This window comes from Streptomyces sp. M92 (assembly GCF_028473745.1).
GTDB lineage: Bacteria > Actinomycetota > Actinomycetes > Streptomycetales > Streptomycetaceae > Streptomyces.
This window is the reverse complement of record NZ_CP101137.1, coordinates 3,862,739-3,875,582: the sequence shown is the minus strand read 5'-3', so window position 1 is coordinate 3,875,582 and position 12,844 is coordinate 3,862,739. Positions and strand designations below refer to the sequence as shown.

The following is a 12,844-nucleotide window of genomic DNA, read 5'->3' as shown; positions in this document are numbered from 1 at the left end:
GCTGACGCCGCCGGGGCGGAGGGACATGGGTGGTGTCCCGTCCAAAGCCGCGGACGGTTGTGCGTCACTGTCGCGCACTCCGCTGACATGGAGCTGACACGAGTGCCGGTCGGGCTGTGGAACCCGCGGCACTCGTGTGGGGGGGGTGCCGGGGGCGTGGTGCAGACCGGGAAGGCGCCGGAGCGGGGCGCCTTCCCGGTGCCGCGCTGGTGCTGTGGCCGGAAAGGCCGGCAGGTCGACCTCTCCGGTCGCGGCGCTAGCGCGCGCGTTGGGCGGCGATCCGCTGCAGGCGGTGCGCGAAGTGGGCGGTGACGGCCTGGGCGTGGGTGTCGATGTAGAAGTGGCCGCCGGAGTACTCGTTGTGGCCGAGGTAGGCGGGGGTGCGCCCGGCCCAGTGGGTCATGGCGTCCGGCTCTTCCTGCAGGGGGTCGGAGCGCCCGCCGTAGGAGGCGAGCGGGCAGGCGACGCCGGCGCCGTCGTCGGCGTACTGGGCGGCGACCCTGAGGTCGGCGCGGAGCGCGGGGACCACGAGGGCGAGCATCTCGGGGTTGTCGTAGATCTCGGCCGGGAAGGAGCCCAGCTTCTTGATCCACTCGACCAGCTCGGACTCGGGCATCCGGCTCTGCTCCTCGGTGGGCTGGAAGAACCCCACGGGCGACCAGCCGGACATGCCGACCATGGCGGGCGCCGGGCCGCCCTCCTCCTCCATGCGGATGGCCAGCCGGAACGCCAGCTGGGCGCCGAGGCAGTGCCCGAAGAAGGCGAACGGCCGGTCGTCCAGGTCGTCGAGCACGGCCTCGTGCAGCGCTTCGAGCAGCGGCCAGAACTCCTCGTAGGTCGGCTCTTCCCGGCGGTTGTGACGGCCCGGCAGGGTCACCGCCTGCGGAGCGATGTCGGGCGGCAGCAGGCTCTCCCAGTCCCGGTAGATGATGGCGCCGCTGCCCGCGTGCGGGAGCAGGAACAACCGGATCGATGCCTCGGGCGAGGGCTCCACCGGGTGGAACCACTGGCCCGCACGGGACATCCGGCTGCCGGCGGCGACGGTGTCCGCGGCGTTGGTGGTACTGGTCACGACTGTGCACTCCCCACGGTGGTGGACGGGCCGAGGGCGCGTACCGCGGGCAGCAGCACCTCGGCGATCTCCTTCAACTGCGGTTCCGGGTCGAGCGATCCGATCCTCAGCACCAGGTGGCGGGCGCCGGCCCGGACGTAGTCGCCGAGCCACTCGGCGCACTTCTCGGCGCTGCCCCAGGCGTAGGCCTGGATGGTGCGCATCTGGTCGAGGGAACGGCCGTAGTAGTGGCTGATGTAGTGCTCAAGTTCGGCCTCGGCCGCCCGCTCGTCGCGGTTCACCGTGATCGTCGCGTACAGGGCGGGGGTGACGGCGCCGGCGGGACGGCCCGCCTCCTCGGCGAGCTCGGCGATCCGGCGGCGGGCCCGGCCGTAGGCGTCGGGGTCGGGCAGGAAGGGCAGCCAGCCGTCGTAGCGGGTGGCGGCGCGGGCGAGCACCTTGGGGGTGTCGCTGCCGGCCAGCCACAGCGGCGGGCCGCCGGCGGTGGCCGGGGAGGGCAGCCGGTCGAGGCGGTCGGCCTGCCAGTACCTGCCCTGGAAGTCGGCCGGTTCGCCCTCCCGTCCGGCGCGCCAGGCCGTGCGCCACAGGGCGGTGATCTCGTCGAGGCGTCCGACGCGGCCGGTGAAGCCGGCGCCGACGGAGGCGAACTCCTCCTCCGTCTCGGGCATGGGGAAGCCGGAGCCGAGCCCGAGGACCAGCCGCCCCGCGGCCACGTGGCTGAGGCTCGCGACCATGTTGGCGCCGATCAGCGGGTGGCGCAGGGCCGGGGTCAGGGCGGCGGTGCCGACGGTGATCCGCTCGGTGGCGGCGGCAGCGGCGGCCAGGACGACGAGCGGGTCCAGGCGGGGGCGGGCGGTGAGCGAGTCGCCCGCCCAGAGGGAGTCGAATCCCAGGGCCTCGGCCTGCCGGGCGAAGCCCAGCAGCGGGGCAGCCGCGTAGGTGCCGTTGATGGCCTGTTCCCGGGTGGGCAGCAGGATGCCGACGTGCAGGGGCCCGTTCATGGGCGACGACCTTTCTCTCCGTGATGGCTGACGCCGTGTCATGCGACCGTGCCGACCGGCGAGGCCGGTGCCGTCAGCCGCTCCCGCACCGCGCGGCGCAGGATCTTGCCGGAGGGGTTGCGGGGCAGGGAGTCGGTGAAGTGGTAGGCGGTGGGGATCTTGTAGTCGGCGAGCCGGCCGCGCAGGGAGAGCAGCAGCTCGCGCGGGTGCGCCTCGGCTCCGGGGCGCAGCACGACGACCGCGTGCACGCTCTCGCCCCAGTGCTCGTCGGGCAGGCCGACGACGGCGGCGTCCGCCACGGCCGGGTGCGCGGCGAGCGCCTTCTCGACCTCGGCCGGGTAGATGTTCTGCCCGGCGACGATGATCGTGTCGTTGATCCGGTCGCACAGGTGGAGGTGGCCGTCCTCGTCGAGGTAGCCGGCGTCCCCCATGTGCAGCCACTCCCCCACCAGGGTGCGCGCGGTGGCCTCGGGCAGGTTCCAGTAGCCGAGCATCCGGGACGGGGCGCGCACGCAGATCTGGCCGATCTCCCCGGGCGGGAGGGGGTCGCCGTCGGGGCCGATCACCTTGACCTCGTTGCCGGGGCACGGCCTGCCGACCGAGTCCAGCACCGGGCTGCCCGGGTGGTGCGCCTCGGGCGGCAGGCACACCGCCACACTGCCGGTCTCGGTGCTGGCGTAGATCTGCGCGAACTCGCAGTCGTAGGTCTCCAGGCACTGCTTGAGCAGGGTCTCGGACATGGGCGCGGCGCCGTAGGCGATCTTGCGCAGGGAGGTGAACGCCTCCGGTCCCGCGCCGCGTTCGGCGGCCATCATCTGCAGCATGGCGGGGGCCGCGAAGGTGGTGCTGACCTTGTGGGCGCGGATCAGCCGGACCGCTTCCTGCGGGTCGAACTGCGGCATGATCACGTTGGTGCCGCCCGCGTTGAAGGTGTGCAGGAACCAGCCGATGCCCGCGACGCCGAAACCCGGCAGCGAGATGAGGCTGACGTCGTCGGGCAGCCAGTCGATCCAGGCGACGCCGTGCTCGCGCATCGCGTGCGGCAGGGTGAAGAAGCTGCGGTGGGCGAGGACGGCGCCCTTGGGCAGTCCGGTGGTACCGCTGGTGTAGATCTGCACCACGGCGTCGTCGGGGCCGGTGCCCGGCACCGGCTCGGAGTCGGGCTGATCGGCGGCCCAGGCGGGCAGGCCCGCGCCGCGGGCGGGTTCGCCGTCGGCGTCGGTGCCGTCGACGCGGATCACCCGCCGCAGACCGGGCAGTTGCCGGCGCACCGCGGCGACGGTGTCCCAGAACTCGTCGTCGACGAAGATCAGGGCGGCACCGGAGTCGCGCAGGATGTGGTCCACCTCGGTCGGGGTGAGCCGCCAGTTGACCGGCACCAGGACCGCGCCCGACTTGGCGCAGGCGAGCATCACCACGTAGTAGTTCTCCGACTCGCGCCCCAGGTAGGCGACCCGGTCGCCGCGCCGCACGCCGCCGGCGCGCAGGGCGTGCGCGGCGCGGTTGCTGTCGCGGTGCAGCTTCTCGTAGGTGGTGACGCGGTCCTCGCAGATGATGGCCGGGTGGTCCGGACGGCTGCCGGCGTGGGCCCGTGAGGAGTGGGTGAGCGTCCAGCGCTCCCTCGGTATGCCGCTGGGTGTGTCAGTCATGATCCGTCCTTGTGGGCGTCAGGCGGCCGGCACCGGCTCGAGCTGCCCGCAGAGGAACTGGGCCAGCTGCCGCACGGTCGGGTGGTCGTGGGTGAGCGAGGCCGGCAGGGGCAGCCGGAACGCCTGCTCCAGGGCGGCCTTGACCTGCTGGGCCATCAGCGAGTCCAGGCCCAGGGAGACGAACTCGGTGTTCGGGTTCAGTTCGTCGCCCTCCTCCAGGTGCAGGACGGCGGCGACCTTCTCGCGGACGACCCCGGTCACGACGCCGGTCCGCTCGGCCGGCGGGAGGGCGGCGAGCGCGGTGAGGTCGAGGCCGGTGTCGTCGTCGGAGGCGTGGCGGGCGAGCCGGTCGTAGAACAGGTCGCCGGTGACGCTGCCCGCGACGTAGCGGTCCCAGTCGAACTCGCCGACCACCCGCTGGGTGCGGGGGCGTCCCCAGAGCCTGGCGAGGGTGTCCAGGGCTCGGGTCGGGGAGAAGAAGCGCACACCGCTGCGTTCGATCTCCTGGCTGAGGTGGTCCTCCAGGCGGGCCGACATGCCGACCCGTGCCCAGGCGCCCCAGTTCACCGACAGGCCGGGCATGCCCCGCCGGCCGCGCCACTCGGCGAGGGCGTCGAGGGCGGCGCTGGCCGCGGCGTAGTGGCCCTGGGTGGCGCCGCCGAGGACCGAGGCGATCGAGGAGTAGGTGACGAAGAAGTCCAGTTCCGGGAAGGAGGACTGGGCGGCCTCGTGCAGCAGCCAGCCGCCGTACGCCTTGGCCTCCAGCTGGGCGTCGATGGCCTCCCAGGTCAGCTCGGCGATGAGCCTCTTGTCGTAGGCGCCCGCGGCGTGCACGATCCCGCCCACCGGGTGCGGGCCCGCCGCCAGGTGCCGCACCAGCCGCCGCACGTCCTCGGCGCGGCCGACGTCGGCCCGGACCAGGTCGAGTTCGGCGTGCTCGGCGAGGTCGGCGAGGACGGGGGCGGCCTCCTCGGTGGGCCGTCCACTGCGGCTGATCAGCGTCAGGTGGCGGGCGCCGAGGGCGATCAGCTTGCGGGCGGTGACCAGGCCGAGGCCGCCCAGACCGCCGGTGACGAGGTAGGTGCGGTCCGGGCGCAGGGCGGCCGGGACCTCCTCGGCGGGGGCGGCGGGCTCCGCCTCGGGGGCGTCCGGGAGGGTCACCCAGGACTGTCCCGACGGGTCCGACAGGGCCGTCCGCAGGGCTTCGCCGGTCTCGTCGAGGCGGAAGCGCCGGGCGTCGTCGTCCTCTTCGGCGGGCGGGGCGTGCACCACGGCCGCCGCCGGGACGGTGAGCGTGGAGCGGAAGGTGCCGTCGTGGCGTACGAGGACGTCGTCGCCCGGCGCGAACCCGGTGCCCTCCGCCGCGGCGAGGACCGTGCCGGTGGCCGCGGTACCGAGCAGCGGCGGGGGTTCCTCCTGCGCGCCGAGCAGTTCCTCGCGTTCCGCGCGGCCGGTGTCCAGGGCGGTGCGGGCGTCGTCGGTGGTCAGGCCGACCGAGCGGACGCGGATCTGGACCTGGTCGGCCCCGGGGGGCACGTCCGCGGCGGCGACCAGCGCGAGGTCGGACAGGTCGCCCGAGTCGGGGGCGCGCAGTTCGAAGCCGCCGGACCAGGTGAGCGGGGCGTCGCCGGAGAGGAGCCGGCGCACGTAGCGGCGGCCCGGACGATGGGCGACCTGGTACTCGCCCGGGGGTTCGGCGTGCCACTCCTCCAGCAGCGGGGCCAGGCCGCTGCCGGGGGCGATGTCGACCAGGGTGGCCCGGTACTGGGGGTACTCGGTGAGCAGCACCCGGCCGAAGCCCCAGAGGGTGGCGGCGGCCAGGTGTCCGCCGTCGCCGGCCGGATCGCCGGGCAGCCACTGGGCCCCCTCGGTCACCAGCCACAGGCGGGGCGGCCGGGGGGTGTCGGCGGCGTCCAGCGCGGTGACCAGGGCGAGCAGTTCGCGGTAGTTCTCCTCGCACTCGGCGCGCAGCCGGTCGGCGGACATGGCCTGCGGGAGCTGCCGCCAGACGCGGCAGACGTCGGTGACGGTCGGGTCCTCCAGGGCCGCCTTGAGTTCGGTGAGGCCGTCGCCCCTGGTGACCTTGAGGCCGGGCCGTCCGGCGAGGTCGGCGGCGCGGGCGGGCGGCGGGTCGAGCAGCACGACGTGCCGGGCGGGGGTGGTGGTCTGCGGTGCGGGCAGGGCGCGGCGGACCCACTCGGGGCGGTGCAGGAACCGGCGGCGGCCGGTGCTGCCCTCGGGGCGGGCCAGCCGGACGCCGAGCAGTTCGGCGACCGGGTCGCCGTTCTCCAGGAGCAGCACGTCGGCAGTGCGGCGGTCCTGGTCGCCGTGGACCCGGGCGAGGACGCGCAGCTCCTCGCCGCGTGGCTTGCGGAAGTGGCGGACCGAGGCGACGCCGCGGGGCACGAACACCGGACCCTCGGGGTCGAGGACGACGCAGGCCTGGACGGCGGCCTCCACGAGCTCAGCCGGCACGTGTTCGACGGCGGAGGCGTTCCGGCCGGTCAGCTCCCCGGTGACCAGGCCGTCGGCGTGCCGGGCGGCGCGCAGCAGCAGCCGCATCCGGGGGCCGTGCGGGCGGCCGACGGAGGCGAGGTCGGTGTAGATGTCCTCGTCGTCGATGTGTGTTCCGGCGGGGGCGAGGCCCGCGTCCAGTTCGGCCAGCTCGGAGACGGGGACCACCGGTTCGGGGTCGGCGGCGATCACCGCGGTGGCGTGCACCTCCTCCTCCCCGCCGACGACCGTGAAGACCGACACCTCGGCACCCCCGCCCGGCACCGGCCGCCAGCGGGTGGTCAGGGCGGTCCCGGTCTCGGCGGGAACGTCGAGCGGCGCGAGCAGCCGGAGGTCGCGCACGGCTGACCGGGCGTGGCCCAGGACCGCGTCCTGGACCGCGAACAGCAGGTCGACGTAGGCGCCGGCGGGCAGGGTGGTGCGTCCGCCGTCGGCGAGGTCGGCGAGCGGGCCGAGGTCGTCGGCGGTGAACTCGGCGGTGAACTCCCGTACCCCCGAGGCGAAGCGCTCCTCGGTGCCGAGCAGCGGATGGCGGGCGGCGCCGCCCGCGGCACCGCGGCGGGGGCCGGCGGCCGGCAGCCAGTGGCGCTTGCGCTGGAAGGGGTAGGTGGGCAGGTCCGCCTTGGCCGGCACGGTGTGCCCGGCGTGGTAGCCGGGCCAGGAGACGGAGAGTCCGGCGGCCCAGTACTCGGCGAGTGCGTTCAGGGTGGTGGTGGCCGTCCGGTCCCGGCGCCGCAGGCTGGCCAGCCACAGGTGGTCCTCTGCGGCGACGCCGCGCCGGGCAAGCGCGGTCAGCGCGGCCTGCGGGCCGATCTCGATCACGGCGTGCCGGCCGCGCCGGGCCACGGCGCGGATGCCGTCCAGGAAGCGCACGGGTTCGCCGATGTGCCGCACCCAGTATTCGGGGGTGGCGATGTCGCGGAACCGGGCGAGTCGTCCGGTCACGTTGGAGATCAGGCTGATGGCCGGCTCGTGGAACTCGATGCCGTCGAGTGCGGCGCGGAAGTCGTCGTAGACCTCGGCCATCTGCGGGGAGTGGAAGGCGTGCGAGACCGCGAGCCGGTCGACGCGCACGCCGCGCCCCTGCAGGATGCCGCAGACCTCGTCCAGGGCGTGGCGGGCGCCGGATACGACGCACTGGTCGGGGGCGTTGACCGCGGCCAGGGCGAGGTCGGGGCGGCTCTCCAGGAGCGGTTCGACCTCCTCGGCGGCGGCGGCGACCGCGGCCATGCCGCCCTCGGCGCGCACCGCCTGCATCAGCCGGGCCCGCGCGGCGACCAGCCGCACGGCGTCGGAGAGGCTGAACAGACCGGCGACCGCGGCGGCGACGACCTCGCCGATGCTGTGCCCGACGAGCACGTTGGGGCGCACGCCCCAGGCCATCCACTGCCGGGCGAGGGCGTATTCGAGGGTGAACAGGGCGGGCTGGGTGTACTCGGTGCGGTCGATCGCCTCGGGGTCCTCAGCCGTGCCGAGCAGCAGATCGCGCACGGAGCGGTCCAGGTGGGCCGCGAACAGCCGGTCGCACGCGTCGACGTGGGAACGGAACTCCGGGAGGGCCTCGTAGAGGGCGGCGCCCATGCCGGCGTACTGGGAGCCCTGGCCGGTGAACATGAAGGCCGTCTTGCGGATGCCGCTCGGACCCTCGTGGTCCTGGTCGGCCGCCCGGTCCAGGAGCCGGGCCAGGGCGGCGCGGTCGGCGACCGGGGCGGCGACGCGGTAGGGGTGGTGAGTGCGGGCGACGTTGGCGGTGTGACAGAGGGCCTCGAGGGGGAGGTCGGGCCGCTCGTCGAGGAGCCGCCGGTGATTCGCGGCCTGCTCGCGCAGGGCGGTCGAGCTCTTGGCGGAGAGGGTGAACAGCGGGGCGGCGGGCGTGCCTGAGGACTGCGGCGCGGGGCTCGCCTCCGGTGCCTGCTCCAGGACCACCGCGCCGATGGTGCCGGCGAAGCCGAAGCTGTTGACCACCGCGCGGCGCACCTCGGCCCGCCACGGCTCGCAGGCGGTGGGCACGCGCAGCGGGTAGAGGTCCCAGGGAATGCGCCCGGACGGGGTGGTGAGGTTCAGGTGCGGGTAGACGGTGGCGGAGCGCAGCTGCAGCACCGTCTTGATGACGCCGACGATGCCGGAGGCCGGTTCCATGTGGCCCAGGTTGGTCTTCACCGACGCGGTGAGCACGGGGGCGTCGGCGGTGTGCGACTCGGCGAACACGTCCCCGATGGCGCCGAACTCGATCGGGTCGCCGAGCGGGGTGCCGGTGCCGTGCGCCTCCACGTACTGGATGTCCTCCGGGGCGAGGCGGGCCGTGGCCAGCGCGGCGCGGATCACCTTCTCCTGCGCCGGGCCGTTGGGCACGGTCAGTCCGGCGCTGTCGCCGTCCTGGCCGACGGCGGTGCCGCGCACCAGGGCGAGCACCCGGTCGCCGTCCCGCTCGGCGTCGGAAAGCAGCTTGAGGACCAGGACGCCGCAGCCCTCGGCGCGCGCGTAGCCGTCGGCCGACTCGTCGAAGGTCTTGCACTGCCCGTCCGGGGCGAGCATCTGCGCGTTGGAGAACATCACCGGGATGCGCGGGTGGTGCAGGGCGTTGACGCCGCCGCACAGCGCGATGTCGGTCTCGCCCGAGCGCAGGGCCTGCACCGCCAGGTGCAGTGCGACCAGGGAGGAGGAGCAGGCGGTGTCGACGCTCATGCTGGGTCCGCGCCACCCCAGGAAGTACGACAGCCGGCCCGACAGCGGGAACATCGTGATGCCGGAGGCCAGGTGGCCGTCCATCTCCTCGTATGGCAGAGACTCCAGCTCCAGCGCGTAGTCGATGGAGCTGGCGCCGACGTAGACGCCGCCGTTGCCGCGGCGCAGCGGTGCCGGGTCGATGTTGGCGTGCTCCAGGGCCTGCCAGGCGGTCTCCAGCAGCAGGCGCTGCTGGGGGTCCATGTACCGGGCCTCCTTCGGGGAGATGTTGAAGAAGCCGGCGTCGAAGAGGTCCACGCGGTCGAGGAAGCCCCCCGCGGTGGTGTGGATCTTCCCCTTGTCCTCGGGGGTCTCGGGGGTGAACGCGGCCACGTCCCACCGGTCCTGCGGGATCGGGCCGATCCCGCTGCGCCCCTCCCGCAGGAAGGCGTCGAACTCGTCGGGCGAGGTGCTGCCGCCGGGGAATCGCAGACCGATTCCGACGATCGCGACCGGCTCGGGCGGCTGCTGGGATTCCGCACGCGGCATGGAGGGACTCCTTAGCTTTCCTGAGAGGAACTGTTCTGGACGGCCTGGGTCAGGTGGTCCACCAGATGAGCGATCGTCGGCTCGTTGAAGAGCACGTTGACGTTGATGGAAAGATCGAGGAGCCGCTCCAGGCTCTGGCGTATCTCGGTCAGCCGCAGTGAGGTGAGTCCGAGATCGAAATAGCTGATGTCGAGCGGGAGGTCCTCGGATTCATCCATGAGGAGAACGGCCCTGAATTTCTTCAGGACGATCGACTCGATTTCTTCGGCGAGTTCGGCGCGCGGCAGGTCACGCAACCGCTGAACCGTGCTGTCGACGGATGGCATGCGGTCATGCAAGCAGCGCCGACTGACGCCCCACTGACGGACGGCCGGGCCGGCTCGGCTGAATCAGCCCCCTGTCAGCGCCGGGTCAGATTCCACTGCCACGCTCGCAGTGCTTCGAAAAATCCACTCGCCAAAGGTGAAAGGCTGAAGATGCTTCGCGAAGCCGCGCAGGAGGAGAGTGCCGAGGCACCTTCCGATATCAGGAGCTACGACCTCTACATCGCGGGCAAGGACGTCGCGGGTGACGGATGGGTGTACACCGTCAGTGGCCGGTCCCTGCTGGAAGACGTGTTCACCAGCGTGAGCCTGAAGCGTGCCCTGGAGCAGGACCCGGAGTCGGAGGCGGCCAGGCACCCGTACGTCGTCGGGCGCTGCGCGGTCGCGGACGACGCGTCCATCGACCTCGCCACGCAGGCCGCGGCCGCCGCCGCACCCGACTGGGCGGCCGTGCCGCTGGAGCGGCGGATGCGGCTGGGCACCCGGTTCCGCGAGGAACTCATCAAGCACCAGGACGAGTTCCTGCGCATGCTGGTCGCCGAGTCCCACCCGGTGAAGCTGGCCCGCTGGGAGCTGAGCTGCCTGCTGCAGATCTACTCCCCGGGCTCCCTTCGCTGGTACACCAAGCAGATGCGGGTGGAGAAGGAGTACGCCGGCCGCACGCTGGTGCTGCACCGCCAGCCCGACGGTGTGGTGGCGTTCAACCCGCCGCAGAACGCACCCCTGCCGAGCGCCGCTCTGTGCGTCCTGGCGCTGATGGCCGGCAACGCGGTGGTGGTGCGGGCGCCGCGCAGCATCGCGCTGAGCACCATGTGGCTGCTGCGGGACGTGGTGGCGCCGCTGCTGGAGGAGATGGACGCGCCGGCCGGGGTGCTCAACGCGGTGTGCAGCAACCCCAAGCAGACCATGGACCGCTGGATCGCGGACCCGCTGATCAACGACATCTTCTACATCGGCGGCAGCCAGGAAGGCCTGCGTTTCGAGCAGCAGTGCGTGGCGCACGGCAAGAAGCCGATCCTCGAACTGGCGGGCAACGACGGAATCGTGGTGTGGAAGGACGCCGACATCAAGTGGGCGGCCGAGGCCATCGCCGAGGCCTTCTACGGCTCCGGCCAGATCTGCATGGTGCCCAACTACGTGCTGGTGCACCCGGACGTCGCGGACAGCCTGATCGCCGAGGTGAAGGAGCAGGTCAAGGGCGTCCGGCCGGGCCTGCCCGAGGAGGAGGACGTGCTGCTGTCGCCGGTGCGGCGCAGCGAGCGGTTCTTCCGGCTGCTGCGGCAGGCGCTGGACAACGGCGCCGAGCTGGTCACCGGCGGCCACCGCACCGAACTGGACGGCACGCCCTCGGAGACGGGGGTCTTCCTCCAGCCGACGGTGGTGCGGGTGGACGGCCTGGACCGGGCGCGCACCTACGACGTGGTGCGCGAGGAGACGTTCTTCCCGCTGGTGCCGATCGTGGTCCCCGAGCGGGAGGACGACGACGCCCTCCTGGAGGCGTTCCTGCGCTTCGTCAACGGCAACGACTACGGGCTGCGCAACTCCCTGTGGTCGCGTTCCGACCATGTCATCGAGACCTTCGTGCGGCGGGTCGTCAACGGCGGCCTGCTGAAGGTCAACGACTCCCACATCGGCTTCCTGCCCTACCTGCCCAGCCACGGCGGTACCGGCCGCACCGGCGGCGCCTTCGGCGAGGCCAACTACCCGATGCTCAAGACCTCCCACGTGCAGGGTGTCAGCATCGCCCGCGACGTCAGCCCGTACGACGCGGTGTTCGGCGCCTGACCGCCCTCCGCCCCTGAACCCCGCCGTTTCCGCTGGAGGTTTCCGTTGCGTTCCCTAGACCTGGCCCGCTCCGTCTGCGAGCGCTTCCACCCCGGTCTGCTCAAGGAGCTGGACCAGATTCCGTACACCGACCGCGAGCGGCCCGGCAGCCCCGTGATCGACCTGTTCCGCATCCACGGCGGGGTCGGTCTGCTGATCCCCGAGGAGTACGGCGGCCACGGCGCCGACGCCCTGGACGCGCTGCGGGTCCAGCTGGCCCTGGGCGCCGTGTCACCGTCGCTGGTGGCGGCCGTGTCGATGCACCACTTCACCGCCGCGATGCTGTATTCGCTCGCCGCCAAGGCGGGCCGGCTGACCGACGAGCAGACGACCCTGCTGCGCCGGATCGTGCCCGACCAGCAGGTGATGGCGTCCGGGTGGGCCGAGGGCCGGACGGCGCAGAACGTCCTCAAGCCGGCCGTGACCGCCCGCCCGGTGCGCGACGGGTTCCTGCTCACCGGCGCGAAGAGGCCGTGCAGCCTGTCCCGTTCGATGAGCCTGCTCACGGCGAGCGTCGCCATCCACAGCGACGACGGCGAGCCGGAGCTGGCGCTCGCCCTGGTGCCGGCCGACGCGCCCGGCCTGTCCGTGCACCCGTTCTGGGGCAACGACCTGCTGGCGGGCGCGGAGAGCGACGAGGTGCGGCTGGAGGACGTGTTCGTGCCGGCCGGCATGGTCGTGCGGGCCGGCGCCGACGACCCGCACCGCCTCGACGACCTCCAGTCGGCCGGGTTCGTCTGGTTCGAGATGCTGATCTCCGCCGGGTACGCGGGCGGTGCGCTGGCGCTGGTGGAGCAGGTACTGAAGCGCGAGCGCGGCAGCGTGGCGGAGCGGGCCTCCCTCGCCGTGGACATGGAGGCAGCGGTCGCGCTGCTGGAGGGCGTCGCGCGGGCGACCGGTCCGGAGCCCGGCGACGAGGAGTCGGTGGCCCGCGTACTGGTGGCCCGGTACGCCGTGCAGAACGCCCTGCCCGGCATCGCCTCCCGCGCCCTGGAGCTGCTGGGCGGTCTGGACTTCGTCCGCGGCTCCGCTCCCGCGCAGGCCGCGGCGGCGCTGCGGGCCCTCGCCTTCCACCCCCCGTCGCGCGCCGCCGCCGCCGAGCCGCTGCTGCGCTGGTTCGGCGGCGGCGAACTCGTCCTCGCCTAGGCCCTGTCGTCGGATTCCCGTCTGCTCGGCGACGGGAATCCGACGACAGGACCCAGCCGCGGCCGGGACGGTCCGCCGTCCGCTGAACCCCCGGTCACGGCA

7 protein-coding genes are annotated in these 12,844 nt (G+C 73.3%); 2 read left to right on the top strand and 5 right to left on the bottom strand.

Translation table 11 applies throughout. The features are described from left to right. Positions 1 to 256: 256 nt before the first annotated feature. The 5 genes from M6G08_RS17580 to M6G08_RS17560 are packed head-to-tail and all read right to left on the bottom strand — an operon-like array spanning position 257 to position 9,775. Positions 257 to 1,024, bottom strand: coding sequence for a thioesterase II family protein (locus M6G08_RS17580; RefSeq protein WP_272591365.1), 768 nt, complete (start codon positions 1,022 to 1,024; stop codon positions 257 to 259). Positions 1,025 to 1,068: 44 nt separating this feature from the next. Beyond that, positions 1,069 to 2,073: an LLM class flavin-dependent oxidoreductase gene (locus tag M6G08_RS17575; protein ID WP_272588097.1), complete on the bottom strand. Its 1,005-nt coding sequence runs from the start codon at positions 2,071 to 2,073 to the stop codon at positions 1,069 to 1,071. 38 nt (positions 2,074 to 2,111) lie between these two features. Continuing rightward, positions 2,112 to 3,722 (bottom strand): fatty acid--CoA ligase, encoded by a 1,611-nt coding sequence (locus M6G08_RS17570; protein ID WP_272588096.1) that lies wholly within the window; start codon positions 3,720 to 3,722, stop codon positions 2,112 to 2,114. Between the two features lie 18 nt (positions 3,723 to 3,740). Then, positions 3,741 to 9,449 carry a type I polyketide synthase gene (locus tag M6G08_RS17565; protein ID WP_272588095.1) on the bottom strand — a complete coding sequence of 1,903 codons (5,709 nt, stop codon included), beginning with the start codon at positions 9,447 to 9,449 and terminating at the stop codon, positions 3,741 to 3,743. Positions 9,450 to 9,460: 11 nt separating this feature from the next. Then, positions 9,461 to 9,775, bottom strand: a complete 315-nt coding sequence (locus tag M6G08_RS17560) for an acyl carrier protein (protein WP_272588094.1) — start codon at positions 9,773 to 9,775, stop codon at positions 9,461 to 9,463. A gap of 150 nt (positions 9,776 to 9,925) precedes the next feature. Between M6G08_RS17560 and M6G08_RS17555 the strand changes: the two genes are divergently transcribed. Next, positions 9,926 to 11,557 carry an aldehyde dehydrogenase family protein gene (locus M6G08_RS17555; protein WP_272588093.1) on the top strand — a complete coding sequence of 544 codons (1,632 nt, stop codon included), beginning with the start codon at positions 9,926 to 9,928 and terminating at the stop codon, positions 11,555 to 11,557. A 45-nt stretch (positions 11,558 to 11,602) separates the two neighbouring features. Further along, entirely contained in the window at positions 11,603 to 12,742 is a 1,140-nt protein-coding gene (locus M6G08_RS17550; protein WP_272588092.1) for an acyl-CoA dehydrogenase family protein, read from the top strand. Positions 12,743 to 12,844: the final 102 nt, after the last annotated feature.

Bases quoted from the DNA above. Each gene is read 5' to 3' on its own strand.
- M6G08_RS17555 (WP_272588093.1), top strand. From the start codon at position 9,926: ATGCTTCGCGAAGCCGCGCAGGAGGAGAGTGCCGAGGCACCTTCCGAT.
- M6G08_RS17580 (WP_272591365.1), bottom strand. From the start codon at position 1,024: ATGTCCCGTGCGGGCCAGTGGTTCCACCCGGTGGAGCCCTCGCCCGAG.
- M6G08_RS17575 (WP_272588097.1), bottom strand. From the start codon at position 2,073: ATGAACGGGCCCCTGCACGTCGGCATCCTGCTGCCCACCCGGGAACAG.
- M6G08_RS17565 (WP_272588095.1), bottom strand. From the start codon at position 9,449: ATGCCGCGTGCGGAATCCCAGCAGCCGCCCGAGCCGGTCGCGATCGTC.
- M6G08_RS17570 (WP_272588096.1), bottom strand. From the start codon at position 3,722: ATGACTGACACACCCAGCGGCATACCGAGGGAGCGCTGGACGCTCACC.
- M6G08_RS17560 (WP_272588094.1), bottom strand. From the start codon at position 9,775: ATGCCATCCGTCGACAGCACGGTTCAGCGGTTGCGTGACCTGCCGCGC.